We start from the raw sequence: 15,947 nt of genomic DNA, 5'->3' as shown, positions 1-15,947 counted from the left end.
AGACTATTATTTAATGGCGTCTTGGATATTGATTTTTTCTCCGTCTTTATTTGCAATTAAAAAAGAAGCGCCATATCCTTTGTCTTTAGCTTCTTGCAAATATTTTTTGGCAGCTTCATAATCTGATGTTTCCTGATAGAAATATTTGTAAATATTATTTTCGTAAAGCATCGTTACATTTTTTAGTCCTTTAAAGTTTTTAGGCTCTAATGGTGTCTTTTTGATGCTGGCAATTAGTTGTACTTTAAAGAATATTCCTTTTGGAGCATTTTTTACTGCCGCTTCAACAGCTTTAGGTTTTGTAGGAGTGGTATCTTTCGCTGGTCTGGCTTCTGCAATTTCAGGAGCACCGGAACCAAAATATTCTCTTTTATACCCCAAAATAGCTTCAGCAATTGCTTTTGCAATTTCGTCCTGACCTTCATCTGAATTTAAAACATTTCCTTCTGTGGGATTCGAAACAAATCCTGTTTCAACCAATACTCTTGGCATATAAGCTTTATGCAATACCATAAATGGCGCTTGCTTAACTCCGCCTTGTCTTATTTTTTTTCCAAGTTCCTCGAAATTATCTTCAATTTTACTTGCCAAAGAAATACTATTGTCTAAATATTCTTCCTGCATTAAAGTTATTCCAATCATAGATTCCGGAGAATTTGGATCAAAACCTTCGTATTTACGTTTATAATCTTTCTCTAAAGTAATTACCGAGTTCTCTTTTTTCGCTGCTTCCAGATTCGAGGCTGTTTTACTTAAACCCATTACATAAGTTTCCGTTCCGTCTGCGGCTGTATTTTTGTTTGCATTACAGTGTATCGAAACAAAAATATTAGAATTTGCACGGTTCGCAATGTTCGCTCTTTCTACCAAATCGATAAAAACATCTGTTTTACGAGTATAAATAACATCAACATTTGGGTTAAGTTCTAAAATTTTTCCAACTTTTAGTACAATAGCCAAAGCAATATTTTTTTCAATTCGTCCGCTATAAACCGCTCCAAAATCGTGATCTCCATGTCCTGCATCAAGAGTTACCTTAAATACATTTGACTGACTATAAGCACAAAATGACATTATCGTTAGAAAAAAAGTAAATATTACCTTAATTTTGTTAAATCTATTCATAAATCTAAAAGTTAATTTTAATAAAACGCAACTGCTATAATTTTTACAATTGATTATTTTTGACAAAAAATTATATGTAAGTTTGACATGTCAAAAAACAAGCCATAATTTTACAAAAATAGCATTTAAACCTTTGCATACAAACTTATTTAATATCGTTTTATTATCAATTTTCCTAACAATAGGAAGTGGTAAATTATATTCGCAAGAGATAAAAAACAAAAAGAAGCCGTTAGCAACTGTAAAACAAACAGATAAACCAGCAACTGCTGTTACTGACACTATAAAACTGGATACTGTTAGACCTAAAAAGACTTTTCTTGATGGGAAAGTTAAGTACAGAGCTAAAGATTACGCGAAAATTGATCAGAAGAAAAAATTGATTACTTTATATAATGAAGCGGAATTATATTATAAAGATGTCGAATTAAAATCTGGTATAATAGTCTTAAATTACGAAAAAGACGAAGTTTATGCCGGAAGAATAAAAGATTCTGCCGGAGTTTTGTCACAATATCCAAATTTTAAACAAGGTTCAAGCGAAGTTCAGCCCGATTCTATCCGTTTTAATTTTAAGACAAAAAAAGCTTTAATCTTTAATTCCAGAACAGAACAAGGTGAGTTCAAAATAAAGGCCGCCGTTACTAAAAAAGAAAATGATTCCGTTTACTTTTTAAAAAATGCCCGCTTTACAACAGCAGCAGACATTGACAATCCCGAATATTATTTCCAGACCAGTAAGGTAAAATTTATACCCGGCAAGAAAGTTATTACAGGTTTAACCAACATGGTTATTGCTGATGTACCTACGCCGCTTGCATTGCCTTTTGCTTATTTTCCTATGAGTCAGGAAAAGAGCGTTTCCGGTATTATTATTCCAAGTTACAACGACTCGAATACCAGAGGTTTTTCACTTCAAAACATGGGGTACTATTTTGCTTTAAGCGAAAATTACGATTTAACAGTTCTGGGCGATTATTATACAAATGGAAGTTACGCCATGCGATTTGAATCGGCATATGCCAAAAGATACAAATACCGTGGAAATGTTAATATTCGTTTTGAAAACCTAATTAACAGCGAACGTGGTTATCCGGATTATAGCAAACAGAATATTTACAACATTCAGTGGTCACATTCGCGAGATACTAAATCAAGTCCTACCTCCAGCTTTACTGCTTCGGTAAATATGGGTAGTAGTAAATATTTTAAGCAATCCATCAATCAGGCTAATATAGGTTCGAGTCTAAACAATACTTTAAGTTCCTCTATATCTTACAGCAAGACTTTTAGTACGATTCCGCAAGCTCGTTTTTCATTATCGGCAACGCATCAACAAAACACACAAACGGAAGAGATCATCATGACTTTACCTACTTTACAGGCAAGTATTGACCGTGTTTATCCTTTTGTTGGAAAAGATGGTGTAAAGAAAGGTTTTATAAAAAACATTAACCTGCAATACAACCTGAGCGGTAAAAACAATATCAAAACAACCGATTCTTTGTTTTTTAAACCTCAAATGTTTAGAGATGCCCAAATAGGAATGCAGCACACTATTCCGTTGAGTACTAACTTTAAAGTGTTCAAATACTTTAGTGCAACGGCAGCTACTAATTATCAGGAAACATGGGTTACCAAAACTATAGACAAAAATTATAATGTAGATCAGGGTAAAGTTGTAAATACAGTTGTTGACGGTTTTGACTCTTTTAGAACATATAATTTTACTTCAAGTTTAGGAACCACTATATATGGAACATTTAATTTTGGAAGCGACAAAAGAATTCAATCGATTCGTCACGTCATGCGTCCAACAATTAGTTATTCTTATACCCCAAGTTTTGAAAAATACTATGACAACTATTCTGTAGATGCTTCAGGAAGACTTACAGATCAATATACAAGATTTGAAGGAGGTATATTTGGTGCTCCGGGAAAGGACAATTCAAACATTGTGGCTTTTGCTTTAAGCAATACTTTTGAGGCCAAAGTAAGAGATCGTGACAGCACAAAAACAGAACCTAAAAAGGTAATGTTGCTAAACAACTTAAACTTTAGTACCAATTATAATTTTAATGCTAACGGAAAAGATGTTTTAGCCTGGCAACCCCTACTTATTAGCGGTGGAACACAGCTTTTACAAAATAAAATGAATGTCAATTTTGGGGCTACTTTAGATCCTTATGCGTTAGATAACAATAACAAAAGAATTGGTACTTATAATATCGACAACGGAGGAAGTTTATTCAGAATGACAAATGCCAATCTAACCTTAAACTACTCGTTCTCGAATAAAGGCACAAAAGACGACAAGAACGTTCAGAGTCAGCGGAATGGTGGTCGAAAAGATGATTTATTTGGTACCAATACTGATTTAACGGATCCCCGAAACAGCCAATTTGCAAATGAAAAAGATGATGACAAAGACGTAATTAGCGAATTCTTTAAGTCAAAAATCCCCTGGGACATGACATTGGCTTATTCTTTAACGTACACAAACCTTCAAAGAGAAAATAAAATTTCCGGAAACTCTGTCATGGTATCTGTCAACATGGATATTACGCCAAAATGGAAAGGTGGAGTTTCGACGGGTTACGATTTTGTACAAAAGGGAGTTACATTTACTCAATTCCGTTTTGAAAGAGATTTATTAAGCTGGAGAATGGCATTTAACTGGTCTCCATTGGGACCAAACGCTAACTGGAACTTCTTCATTGGAATTAAATCCGGAATGCTTAGTGATATCAAATGGAATAAACGAAGTACATTAAATCGATAATTTACCGAATAAAATAATTTGTTATGAAAAAAATCATCTTTACTGAAAAAGCTCCAGCGCCAATTGGACCTTATAATCAAGCCGTATTATCCGGAAATACACTTTATGCTTCCGGTCAAATTGCTATCAATCCAGCTTCAGGAGAACTTGTTACTGATAACATCAATGATGAAACTAAACAAGTAATGGAAAATATTGCAGCCATTTTGGAAGCTGCCAACATGACTTTTGAAAACGTGGTAAAGGCAACTATATTTATTATGGATATGAATAATTTTGCCGCAATAAATACCGTTTACGGATCCTTTTTTAATGAGAAAACTGCTCCGGCACGTGAAACCGTTCAGGTAGCCTGTTTACCTAAAAATGTCAATGTAGAGATTTCTATAATCGCTGTACAATAGCGTTTAAAAATAATTGTGCCGTTGCTTCATTTGTTGCCAACGGCACATTATGAACATCACATATCCTGACAAGCATCTTAATATCGACTTCATGAGCGTTGGTTACTAAAGGATCTGTAAACATAAAAACCACATTAATTTTACCTTCCGCTACTTTAGAAGCAATTTGAGCATCCCCGCCCATTGAACACGGCAGCATTTTTTTTACTTTAAACCCCGATTTTTCCGCATTTCTTCCTAATAATCCTGTTGCAATAAGTTTTACTTTATCATGCTGCAGTGTAATTCCGTTTTTAATTAAAAACTGAATCATATCTGCTTTTTTATTATCATGAGCAATTATTGCAATTGAAGTTTGTTTTTTCATGATTAAATAATAAATAAGTACTCAAATGTACTTTAAAAAAAGCAAGTAGATTAAATATAAGATAATGGATATCAAACATTTAGCAAAACAGCAAAAAAAGGCTACAAATAAATCATTTTTGCGATTTTAGAAGCAATAAAAAAACCGTTTCATTAAATGAAACGGTTATATATAATTTAAATGAATTGAAATTTTATAATTGCAATGCGACAGCATTTAATAACAATTGAGCAGAAGCTTCATTTGTTGCTAAAGGTACATTATGTACATCGCACACACGAATAAGCATATTAATATCGACTTCATGAGCATGACTTGCCAGAGGATCTTTAAAAAAGAAAACCATCTGTGTTTTACCTTCGGCTACACGCGCAGCAATCTGTGCGTCACCTCCCATTGGTCCTGAAAGCATTCTTTTTACCTTAAAACCGGCATTTACAGCCTTACTTCCAGTAGTTCCTGTAGCGATCAACTTAATATTTTCCTGAAGAAGAAGCGTTTTGTTTTTATTCAAAAACTGAACCATATCTGCCTTCTTACCGTCGTGAGCTATAATAGCAATTTCCATCATTTACTTTTATTTATTGATTAGCAACATGATAAGCAATTAATCCATCGATAGGTCTTCTTAAAACATTTCCTAATTGAAGTTCATATTTATCAAATGTTTCTTGTAATTCATCTTTTAAATAAAATGCAATAGAACCCACAAAATGTACGGGAACTTCTTTGCAATTATCAAATTGTTTGATGTAATTTTTTACAAAAGATTTCATTCCTTTGAAGATGATTTTTCTACAAAATTCAGTGTCTTTATGTTTGATTAAGAACTTTGCAAATGTCGCTAAATACGCATTTGGATTTGGTTCTTTGTATAATTTATTTTTGATAAAATCAGGATCTAAGTTGTATTCTTTTTCAAATTCAACTGCCAATTCCTTAGGCATTTTATTAAAATAATATTTTCTGATTAATTCTTTTCCAAAAACATTTCCACTACAATCATCCATTGCAATATATCCTAATGATTGTACTTTTTGATGCAATACTTTTCCATCAAAATAACTACAGTTAGATCCGGTTCCTAATATACTTACAATTGCTTCTTCTCCTTTTGGAGTAGTTGCATAAACAGCAGCATAAGTATCTTCCTGAACGTCTACAATTGCGTTAGAAAAGTATTCCTGAAAGATTTGAGACAAAGCTAGTTTCATTCTGTCAGTTCCACAACCTGCTCCGTAAAAGAACAAATGAGTGGCGTTTTTTTTATTTTGCAGAATATCAAAACGATCATTCAATCTGGTGATAATTTCAGGACCATCAAGAATTTCAGGGTTTAATCCTAAAGTTTGTGTTGTGAATAATACTTTTCCATTATCATCAATTGCAATCCAATCGGCTTTAGTAGATCCACTATCAACTATTAATTTCATTTTATTTAGTTTTTGGATTAGTTGTTCTTTAACTACTTATAAGTGTGTTTTTTACATTAATTAAAGAAGTAACAAAATGAGAAAATCCCGTTACTTTGAAATAACGGGATTTTGTAAAATTATATATTATTATTTTAAACCTGCGATATGCACAGATAAATCAATTAATTTACTAGAGTATCCGTACTCATTATCGTACCAAGATACGAATTTGAAGAAAGTTGAATTTAAACCAATTCCTGCAGTTGCATCAACAATTGAAGTTCTTTTGTCAGAAATGAAATCTTGAGAAACAACAGCATCTTCAGTATATCCTAAGATACCTTTCATGTCAGTTTCAGAAGCTTTTTTCAATACAGCAAGGATTTCTTCGTAAGTAGTTTCTTTTGCAACTTTTACAGTTAAATCTACTACAGAAACGTCAGCAGTAGGAACACGGAAAGACATTCCAGTTAATTTTCCATTCAAAGAAGGAATTACTTTTCCAACAGCTTTAGCAGCTCCTGTAGAAGAAGGAATGATATTAATTGAAGCAGCACGTCCACCTCTCCAGTCTTTTCTAGACGGTCCGTCAGCAGTCATTTGAGTTGAAGTTGTTGCGTGAACAGTTGTCATTAAAGCTTCAACAATTTCGAAGTTATCGTGAATAACTTTAGCAAGAGGAGCTAAACAGTTTGTAGTACAAGAAGCATTAGAAACTACTAAATCAGTAGCTTTTGCAGTTTCATGGTTTACACCCATTACAAACATTGGAGCATCTGCAGACGGAGCAGAAATAATTACTTTTTTAGCACCACCTTTAATGTGCTCATTTGCAGTTTCGATAGTTGTGAAGATACCAGTACATTCTGCAACTACATCCACATCAACTTCGTTCCATTTTAAGTCAGCTGGATTTCTTTCAGCAGTAATACGGATATTTCTTCCGTTTACGTAAAGTTTTCCTTCTTTAACTTCTACAGTTCCGTTGAAACGACCGTGAACTGAATCATATTTTAATAAGTAAGCCAAGTGATCTACATCTAATAAATCGTTGATTGCTACTACTTCTACATTATCTCTATTGAAAGATTCTCTAAAAACGATTCTTCCGATACGTCCAAATCCGTTTATTCCTAATTTTACTTTTGACATTTTACTTAATTTTTTGCTTTTGTTTTTATTACACTAATATTAAAGTCTAATTTCCTCACAATAAACTTCATTCCTTTTTTAAACTTTTGTATGTATATGTTATGTAGACATGATGTCTGACACTCTCAACAATTCTCTATCAATTTCAGATTTACCTTTAATTGCTTGCTCTAATGGAGTCAAAGCCACTTTATCTTCGCGTAAACCTACCATATAGTTCGATTTACCTTCAATTAAAGATTCTACTGCTTTTACACCTAAACGGCTTGCAAGAACACGGTCAAAACAAGATGGAGATCCACCACGCTGCATGTGTCCTAAAACAGAAACTCTTACGTCATATTCAGGCAAGTTAGCTTCAACGTAATCTTTTAATTCGAAAACGTTTTTACCAATTTTATCACCTTCTGCGATAACTACTATACTTGATGATTTTCCTGAAGCTTTACTTTTTTGAAGAGAATCTAATAATCTATCCAGACCTAAATCTTCTTCAGGAATAAGAATTTCTTCGGCACCAGCACCAATTCCGGCATTAAGAGCAATATGTCCGGCATCTCTACCCATAACCTCTACAAAAAACAGACGGTTATGAGAACTTGCAGTGTCTCTAATTTTATCGATACAATCTACTACAGTATTCAAAGCAGTATCATAACCTAATGTATGAGTTGTACCAAAAATATCATTATCAATCGTACCGGGGATTCCCATTACTGGAAAATTATACTCTGAATTAAAAATCAAACCTCCGGTAAAACTTCCGTCTCCTCCAATGACAACAAGAGCGTCTACTCCCGCTTTCACAAGGTTATCGTGAGCTTTTTTACGGCCTTCCGGGGTTCTAAACTCAACAGAACGAGCCGATTTTAAGATCGTTCCTCCTTTGTTTACAATATTATTTACGCTTCGAGGTCCCATTTCTTTGAAATCTCCTTCGATCATTCCTTGATACCCTCTATAAATTCCTATGCATTCTATATTATGATAAGCACATGTTCGAACAACTGATCGAATCGCGGCATTCATTCCAGGTGAGTCACCTCCCGATGTTAGAACACCAACTTTTTTTATTGTTTTTGGCATTATTTAAGTATTAAAGTGTAAAATTAGCAAACATTCACCACTTTACGGGTTATGTTTATAATAAATTAATAAAATATGTTAAATTCAAACGTTTTCGTTAATAAGTTTTTCGATAGTAAAAAATTCATTTAAAATAATAAAAGGCTATTATTTTAATTAAATGTTTAAAATTAACAATACATAAATGAAGTGTTATAAAAATCAGTCCTTTATAAAATTGGAAATATTTTTTTGAATCTCTAAATTTAGCATAAAAAAACCATTCGATGTAACGAATGGTTTTATATCAACATATTTTTAACAAAATCAATAAGATTAGAAGTCATTATCAGGAATCAGACCTTCATTATTGTTTTGTGGCGGCGGTTTCTTTTCCTCTTCTTTTTTGTCTGTTTTCTTCTTATCCTTATTGGCGTCTTTTTTATTAGTGAAATTTACAAAATCAGGATTTAGATTAGAATCCTGCAAATCATTATTAGAGCTTTTTATAGCGCGTTCGAGTTTATGATCTTTAAATATTTTATTTACCAATTCACTAAAAGTATCAAAATCTACTTCATAAGAGATACCCACACCTTGTGTATAACCAATTCCCTGCCCAACGTAATTGATATCATTTTCTTTGTTAAACAAACGAAGGTTCATAGATCCGTCTTCATTAACTCTATAAAGGATTTCGATATCACCCACAATCGCAGATTCATTAACACCTCCTACCGGAACTCCTAACTTACCATTGATTGTAATTCTCTCATTTACCTGTGATGATATATTAGCCACAAACTGACCATCTGCTTCCTGCCCCAATCTTTTATCTGCAGAAATATAATTTAAGTCAATATTTACTTTATCGTTATCCGATTTTATAATGCCTCCTAATAAACTAGATGCAGTTTCTGTTAATGTTCCTGACAAATCGCCCTGGCTAAATCCGTCTGTACTCATAAACGAACCTGTAGATAACAAATACAATGCTTGCGTCTGACGAATATCTTTATCATCTAACTTATATTGTATCTCAGATTTAAGAACATTACTCACAGATGGAAACTGAATATCAAAATTAGGCTCAGGACTCGTTAAATCTCCTCTTAAACCAATCACAACTTCTACAGGAACTTTTTTATTGAATGATGAAGTGTTGTCTAATAATACAGCCGGATTTGCCGATGTTTTATAAACAGCTTCCAAATTAAGCTGCGCCTTCAGTGGATTTCCTTCCCAAATAATAGATCCACCTTTTTTAACCGTGAATTTTTTATCGATTAAACCTCCGTATTTAAAGTTATAAGTTCCTTCGTATGCCTGGAAATCTCCCCACATATTAAACTTACCTAGTGTATTAATTTTAAACAATAACGATCCGTAACCTTTTCCTTTCATACCGTGTCCGGAATTTCTATCCAGAATTACTTCCACCTCTGCATCCGGTGTAATATCAAAATCAAACTCCAGTTCAAGTCCGTTATAGTTTCTGGTTTTCTCGACAATACCATTTGCCAGATTGTATTTCTCTTTTGGTGTAACAAAATGAATCCAACTGCTTTCTCCAACACTTTGCGCATTATTAATAGGAATCTTAACTTCGGTACCTTTTTCAGATTTAGCATCTACCTTAATAAATAAACCATCTGTCGGACCTTTTATGCTTGCCGTACCATTTATAAATGCGGTTCCAAAATAAGCCGCATCTTCACTATCTTTTGTATCAAGCGCCAATAAACGTTTTGAAGTAATGGTAAGATCTAATTTCCAATCTGCAAAATTATGGTGTTCGATACTTCCATTCAGCAATCCTTTGGTTCCGTATTTAGTATCCGTTAATTGATTGTTTCTAAACAAAAACTTTTCATCGGTTAAGTCAATTACGGTTCGATCGCTCAACTCATAATCAGTATTAAGATACGGAATTGTCATTCCTGCCTTTTCTACATATAAACGACCATTGATCTCCGGTTTCTTAAGATTACCTACAACCGCAGCATTTCCGGAAACGCTTCCTCTCACATTTGATAAAACATCGCCGCCAACTGATCCTAAAGTCGCCAGATTAAATCCTTCGAGTTTTAAATTCAGATCCAAAAGAGTTTCCTTGTTTTCTATTGCAAAAGTTCCATTGGCTCTAAATGATTCTGTAAAACCATTTTGAATCGAAGAATTTACCGTAAACTTTTTAAAGCTTTCATCGCCCGCAATATCAAAATTCAACGTTCCCAATTCTGTTTTATTCAAATTAAGATGATCAATGACAATTGAAGCCGTGGGTTGATAAACATTTTTATTCTGCTTATAATTGACCTTACCATTTAAGTTACCGTTGAATACAAACTTGGAATTAAATGGCGTGATTTTATTAATATCGACATCTTCAAAATTCAGCACAACATCTTTATAATCCGTACCTTTTATTATACCGTTCAAATCAATCTTTTGATTTTCATGTGACAGAACAATATTATCTATAGTGAAATTCTTGAAAAACTGATCAAAAACAATCTGATTATCTTTTTCTTCGTCTTCATTCAAATACCACAAATAATCTTTAAACTTCATCTCAGATTTCTTAATCCCAACGATATTATTTTTATTTTTATCAATGGTGTGAAATAAATTCAGATTATAATAATCCTCGCCTTTTTCTCCTCCTTTAAATTCTGAACGAACAAAGAGCGTATCTTTTGCAGTAACATTAATCAAACTAAAATCCCTTACCTTATAATAAGGTGTTTTGATACTATCAAGTTCCACATAAGCATTATAAAGCGTGTTTTTATTATCAATATTGATTCGAATATTATCAAAGGTATTTTTTGCCGCAGTAATTTTTTGAGATTTAAACTTAAACTTAAATTCCTGAAGATCTGAATCGATTTTACCGCGCATTACAGTCGACGAATCAATATTAACTTCCGGATACAACATTTCGACAACCTTGTCGTAAACATGGAAATTAAAATTTAAAAACTGACCTTTTTGAACTTTATAAGGTTTATAATTGGTGTACAAACTTCCTACCGAGTTCATAACCAGCTTATCTAATTGTGCAAACTGAAACTTACCTACAATTTTTCCGTTTACAACATCGGTCGAATTAATGGTAATTGTTCGCAATCGATCTGCATCAAAATTAGAACTGACAGTTACTTCATCAAAGGCATAAGTTGATTTTGGATTTTGATAAACAGCGTCTTTAATATAGACATTTCCCTGAAGATTTTCGATCGAATTTCCGGTTAATTCCACAACCGCATCTCCAGTAAAAGAAGAAATCGAATCATCGACAAATTTCAGTTTTCGCAAATCGGCATTTTCAACATTTATATGAAAATCATACTTGCTTTCTCTTTTACTTAAATCAACCAAACCGTCGAATGTCAAATTTAAGTTTGGATCATTTATAGAAACCTGTCCTTTATAATAGGGCAATTTGAAATTACCGTTTACAACAATATTATTATAGGTGTATTTATTATAATCTAATTTTGCAATATCTCCTTTTATAATCGTATTCAGATATTTCTCTGTAAAACCAACACCATCAACATCCAGATTTAGGGTTACTTTGCCAATATCCTTTCGTTTCAATAAAGCTCCAATATTAAAATTGTCCAAAATCACATTTCCGGAATACGACGCTTTATCAATAAAGTCCATATTATTCATATGAATCTTCGCCTCACCATTACCCAGATCGGTTATCATTTTGAACTCCGTCTCCAGATCTGTTGTGGAAACTTTTGCTTTTCCAACAATATTAAATTTTCCAATTCTTTGCAGTTCTTTCGGAAGCTTTTTTCCTAAAACATTTGGCAGTAAAACAACCAGATTATCATAACTGGAAACTAGTTTATCAAACTTTCCTTCCATAGAAAACTTTTGAGTTTTGCTTCCTAAAAGATTTCTGAAATTAATAGTTCCCGCAATCTTAGAACCATTAGTATCGGTAAGTTTAAGATGTCTTAAATTAAGATTATTAAGCGTTCCTCTTATCTTGGATCTTACTCTAAAATGTTGATTTTTGCCTAATCCGTCATAAAAATAACGAATATCATTTGAAGCAATTGAAGCAGAATCCAATGCAACATTAAACTTTACTTTGTCTGTAAAATCTAAGAAATCCTCAATTTTATAATTCAAAATGGCTTTACCATAAATCCATGATCTTTTGGTTTTTATAGCCAGACTTTCAACTTTGATTTGCTTTTTGGTATAACTGAATTTCCCTGTAAAATTGGAAACATACAATCCACGATGGTCTAAAAATGAGAACCTGTGTATTATGGTATTAACATCAGGACCGTACAATTTAAAATCGCTGATATATGCGTTTAATTTTTTAAAATCAAGAAATTTTGGTGTTGTTTTATTTTCATCCACAACAGAAAAAGCACCTCTGTCGATATAGGCGTTTTTTGCCGTTAATAAAAAATGTTTGCTTGATTTTGGAGATTCCGGACCTTTCTCGAAGGCTTTAATAAACACATTAAGATTGTTCTCGTGCTCATTCTTGTATGTTTTTAAGTTAAAAATCAAACCTGTCAAACGAATATCCCCAAAAATAAGATCTCCATCCAGCAATCTTTTTAACCCCAAAATATCAGTTGCAACAATGTCAGAGTAGATCATTGTCTTTTTATGATGGTCTAAAATTAAAACTTTCTTTAGCTTAACACCACCAAATATATTTATTGCCGTCCTTTCGACAGTAATATGCACATTAAAATCTTTGTTTAAGGAAGCGGTAATGTAATTGGCAATTTTGGTCTGAACCACAGGCAAAGACAAGATGATAGCGAGTGCCAACAAAAGTAAGATTAACCCAATTAGGGTTCTGGATACTATTTTCTTTACTTTTTTGATAGCTGCTTTTATTTTAGTTTTCTTTTAAATTTACTTTGGACAGACAAAGAACGACTGTTTTTGATAAAAATTCTTTAATTTTGGCTTCTCCTTACAAGTCAAAGAAAATTAATAATTTGATTTGTCAAATATAATTCAAAATTCGTGCCTTTATATGCAAAATTCAGAGGTTTTTATTCTTGCCATCGAAAGTTCCTGCGATGATACTGCCGCCGCGGTTTTACATAACGATAAAGTACTGTCAAATGTTGTTGCCAATCAGCTTATTCACAATCAATATGGCGGTGTTGTTCCTGAATTAGCTTCAAGAGCACATCAGCAAAATATTGTTCCTGTAATTGACGCGGCACTTCGTAAAGCAAATATACAAAAAGAACAGTTAACAGCCATTGCATTTACGCAAGGTCCAGGTTTAATGGGATCTTTGTTAGTGGGAAGTTCTTTTAGCAAATCGTTGTCATTAGCCCTAAAAATTCCGCTAATTGCGGTCAATCATATGCATGCCCATATTTTGGCTCATTTTATAGACGAAGAAGGTTTTGATAAACCTGAATTTCCGTTTTTGGCCTTAACAATTAGTGGCGGTCATACTCAAATCGTAAAAGTAAATGGTTTTTTTGATATGGAAATCATTGGCGAAACCACTGACGATGCCGTTGGTGAAGCTTTTGATAAAAGTGCCAAAATCCTCGGACTTCCTTATCCGGGCGGACCATTAATTGATAAACATGCAAAATTAGGAAACCCAAAAGCCTTTGCTTTTACAAAACCTAAAGTTCCGGGATTAGATTTTAGTTTCTCCGGATTAAAAACGGCAATTCTTTATTTTATTCAGAAGGAAAAATTAAAAAATCCAAATTTCATCGAGGAAAATCTGAATGATATTTGTGCTTCTATACAATATACGATTATCGAAATCCTGATGGATAAACTGAAATTAGCCGTAAAAGAGACCGGAATCACACAAATTGCGATTGGTGGCGGAGTTTCGGCAAATTCAGGAATTAGAACCCGATTGAAAGAAAGTGAAGCCAAATACGGCTGGAAAACATTCGTTCCAAAATTCGAATACACAACAGATAACGCCGCAATGATTGGAATTGTGGGATATCAAAAATATTTATCAAGTCGTTTCGAAACTTCTGCAGTCGTTTCTAAAGCGCGAATTCAATTTTAAATTATGCAATTATTTTACAATCCTGATATTGACGAAACGACCGAAACTTTTTCTTTTGATAAAGAAGAAAGCCGCCATATTATAAAGGTTTTACGAAAAAAAGATTCGGATATTCTACACGTTACAAATGGTTTGGGATTATTATTTGAAACTGAAATCACGCTGGCTTCAGATAACAAATGTATTGTCAATGTACTTTCGATAAAAAAAACTCCTGAGCCTAAATTTCGTTTGCATCTTGCGGTTGCTCCAACCAAAATGAACGATCGTTTTGAATGGTTTCTGGAAAAAGCTACTGAAATTGGAATTCAGGAAATTACGCCTATTATTTGTGATCGTTCTGAACGAAAAGTGATTAATATGGAGCGTTTTGAAAAGATTATACTTTCGGCAATGAAACAATCTAACGAAACATATTTGCCAAAATTAAATGAGGCAATTTCGTTTAAGGAATTCATCAAGCAAAAAAATGACGGTTTACAATTAATCGCACATTGCGAAGAAACGGATAAGAAATCATTGAAAGATGTTTTGAAACCAAATGAAAACGTAACGCTTTTAATTGGTCCCGAAGGCGATTTCTCTGAAAAAGAAATTGCATTGGCTTTAGAAAATAATTTTCAACCGGTCATGTTAGGGAATACACGTTTACGAACTGAAACGGCTGCTGTTGTAGCGTGTCATAGTGTGGTGTTTTTTAATGAGATTTCGAGTTAAAATATTATTTCAAGATTAGCTTTGTCATTTCTAGTGTGATTTCTCCTTCGTCGAAATGACAAAAGTTCGGATCAGCAATCATTAAACACAATCTTGTCATCTCGAGGAACGAGAGATCACACGCGGGATTCGATAAAGATTGGCGATTTATCTGTGCGTCCCGAAGCTTCGGGATAGTGTGATCTCTCCTTCGTCGAGATGACAAAAAAAATAAAATTATATGAAAAAAATATTCTTTCTGTTTTTACTGGTTTCCGTTTCTTCATTTTCGCAAGAAATTGCTTTGCTAAAATACAGCGGTGGCGGCGATTGGTATGCAAATCCAACCTCATTACCAAACTTAATTAAGTTTTGTAATGCGAATATAAATACTAGAATAAAACCAAAACCATCTACAGTTGAGCCAAGTAATCCTGACTTGCTTTCGTATCCTTTTGTACATATGACGGGACATGGAAATGTGGTTTTTAGCGATTCTGATGTTACTAATCTTCGAAATTACTTAAACGGTGGAGGATTTCTTCATATTGATGACAATTACGGAATGGATCAATATATTCGAAAAGAAATAAAGAAAATATTCCCAAATAATAATTTAATCGAACTTCCGGCAAATCATCCCATTTTTCAAAAACCGTTTCCTTTTCCAAACGGATTACCCAAAATTCACGAGCATGATGGAACGCGAGCGCAGGCTTTTGGGATTTTTGTAGACAATAAACTTGTTTTATTATATACGTATGAATGTGACTTAGGCGACGGCTGGGAAGATCCCGAAGTTCATAATGATCCGTTGGCAGTTAGAGAAAAAGCCTTAAAAATGGGCGCCAATATTATCAATTATATTTTTACCAATTAAACT

12 protein-coding genes are annotated in these 15,947 nt (G+C 33.3%); 5 read left to right on the top strand and 7 right to left on the bottom strand.

Annotated elements, in window-relative coordinates; genetic code table 11:
* Positions 1-6: 6 nt before the first annotated feature.
* A complete protein-coding gene (locus tag EAH81_RS24260; RefSeq protein WP_140511590.1) occupies positions 7-1,125 on the bottom strand; it encodes an N-acetylmuramoyl-L-alanine amidase in 1,119 nt (372 codons plus the stop codon).
* A gap of 82 nt (positions 1,126-1,207) precedes the next feature.
* Between EAH81_RS24260 and EAH81_RS24255 the strand changes: the two genes are divergently transcribed.
* Complete coding sequence (locus EAH81_RS24255) at positions 1,208-3,907, top strand: putative LPS assembly protein LptD (RefSeq protein ID WP_170214156.1); 2,700 nt, start codon at positions 1,208-1,210, stop codon at positions 3,905-3,907.
* Between the two features lie 23 nt (positions 3,908-3,930).
* Entirely contained in the window at positions 3,931-4,311 is a 381-nt protein-coding gene (locus tag EAH81_RS24250; protein WP_140511588.1) for a RidA family protein, read from the top strand.
* Here the strand turns inward: EAH81_RS24250 and EAH81_RS24245 are convergent.
* From EAH81_RS24245 to EAH81_RS24220, 6 genes are all read right to left on the bottom strand, one after another.
* Positions 4,292-4,678: a methylglyoxal synthase gene (locus tag EAH81_RS24245; RefSeq protein WP_140511587.1), complete on the bottom strand. Its 387-nt coding sequence runs from the start codon at positions 4,676-4,678 to the stop codon at positions 4,292-4,294. The two genes, EAH81_RS24250 and EAH81_RS24245, sit on opposite strands and share 20 nt — an antisense overlap.
* 193 nt (positions 4,679-4,871) lie before the next feature.
* Positions 4,872-5,246, bottom strand: a complete 375-nt coding sequence (locus EAH81_RS24240) for a methylglyoxal synthase (protein ID WP_072959961.1) — start codon at positions 5,244-5,246, stop codon at positions 4,872-4,874.
* Positions 5,247-5,259: 13 nt separating this feature from the next.
* On the bottom strand, positions 5,260-6,111 hold the full coding sequence (locus EAH81_RS24235; protein WP_140511586.1) for an N-acetylglucosamine kinase: 852 nt from the start codon (positions 6,109-6,111) through the stop codon (positions 5,260-5,262).
* A 129-nt stretch (positions 6,112-6,240) separates the two neighbouring features.
* A complete protein-coding gene (gene gap / locus EAH81_RS24230) occupies positions 6,241-7,245 on the bottom strand; it encodes a type I glyceraldehyde-3-phosphate dehydrogenase (protein WP_140511585.1) in 1,005 nt (334 codons plus the stop codon).
* 99 nt (positions 7,246-7,344) lie between these two features.
* Positions 7,345-8,331, bottom strand: coding sequence for a 6-phosphofructokinase (gene pfkA, locus EAH81_RS24225; RefSeq protein ID WP_140511584.1), 987 nt, complete (start codon positions 8,329-8,331; stop codon positions 7,345-7,347).
* 315 nt (positions 8,332-8,646) lie between these two features.
* Positions 8,647-13,137 carry a translocation/assembly module TamB domain-containing protein gene (locus tag EAH81_RS24220; protein ID WP_241676649.1) on the bottom strand — a complete coding sequence of 1,497 codons (4,491 nt, stop codon included), beginning with the start codon at positions 13,135-13,137 and terminating at the stop codon, positions 8,647-8,649.
* A gap of 208 nt (positions 13,138-13,345) precedes the next feature.
* On the opposite strand from EAH81_RS24220, the gene tsaD reads away from it, so the two are divergent.
* The 3 genes from tsaD (at position 13,346) to EAH81_RS24205 (ending at position 15,944) form a co-directional block, all read left to right on the top strand.
* The gene (gene tsaD, locus EAH81_RS24215) at positions 13,346-14,368 is read left to right on the top strand and encodes a tRNA (adenosine(37)-N6)-threonylcarbamoyltransferase complex transferase subunit TsaD (RefSeq protein ID WP_140511583.1); all 1,023 of its coding nucleotides are present in this window, start codon (positions 13,346-13,348) and stop codon (positions 14,366-14,368) included.
* 3 nt (positions 14,369-14,371) lie between these two features.
* Positions 14,372-15,085 (top strand): 16S rRNA (uracil(1498)-N(3))-methyltransferase, encoded by a 714-nt coding sequence (locus EAH81_RS24210; protein WP_140511582.1) that lies wholly within the window; start codon positions 14,372-14,374, stop codon positions 15,083-15,085.
* Positions 15,086-15,305: 220 nt separating this feature from the next.
* The gene (locus EAH81_RS24205; protein WP_140511581.1) at positions 15,306-15,944 is read left to right on the top strand and encodes a DUF4159 domain-containing protein; all 639 of its coding nucleotides are present in this window, start codon (positions 15,306-15,308) and stop codon (positions 15,942-15,944) included.
* The last annotated feature ends 3 nt before the right edge of the window (positions 15,945-15,947 follow it).

Origin of the sequence: Flavobacterium pectinovorum (genome assembly GCF_006438875.1) — a bacterium.
Classification (GTDB): Bacteria; Bacteroidota; Bacteroidia; order Flavobacteriales; family Flavobacteriaceae; genus Flavobacterium; species Flavobacterium pectinovorum_A.
Note: the sequence above shows the minus strand (reverse complement) of the source record. Positions and strands in the feature narration are given on the sequence as shown.

What these genes read in the sequence shown, in the direction of transcription:
- EAH81_RS24240 (WP_072959961.1), bottom strand. Translation starts at nt 5,246, where the DNA reads ATGGAAATTGCTATTATAGCTCACGACGGTAAGAAGGCAGATATGGTT.
- EAH81_RS24235 (WP_140511586.1), bottom strand. Translation starts at nt 6,111, where the DNA reads ATGAAATTAATAGTTGATAGTGGATCTACTAAAGCCGATTGGATTGCA.
- gap (WP_140511585.1), bottom strand. Translation starts at nt 7,245, where the DNA reads ATGTCAAAAGTAAAATTAGGAATAAACGGATTTGGACGTATCGGAAGA.
- EAH81_RS24205 (WP_140511581.1), top strand. Translation starts at nt 15,306, where the DNA reads ATGAAAAAAATATTCTTTCTGTTTTTACTGGTTTCCGTTTCTTCATTT.
- pfkA (WP_140511584.1), bottom strand. Translation starts at nt 8,331, where the DNA reads ATGCCAAAAACAATAAAAAAAGTTGGTGTTCTAACATCGGGAGGTGAC.
- EAH81_RS24250 (WP_140511588.1), top strand. Translation starts at nt 3,931, where the DNA reads ATGAAAAAAATCATCTTTACTGAAAAAGCTCCAGCGCCAATTGGACCT.
- tsaD (WP_140511583.1), top strand. Translation starts at nt 13,346, where the DNA reads ATGCAAAATTCAGAGGTTTTTATTCTTGCCATCGAAAGTTCCTGCGAT.
- EAH81_RS24245 (WP_140511587.1), bottom strand. Translation starts at nt 4,678, where the DNA reads ATGAAAAAACAAACTTCAATTGCAATAATTGCTCATGATAATAAAAAA.
- EAH81_RS24260 (WP_140511590.1), bottom strand. Translation starts at nt 1,125, where the DNA reads ATGAATAGATTTAACAAAATTAAGGTAATATTTACTTTTTTTCTAACG.
- EAH81_RS24210 (WP_140511582.1), top strand. Translation starts at nt 14,372, where the DNA reads ATGCAATTATTTTACAATCCTGATATTGACGAAACGACCGAAACTTTT.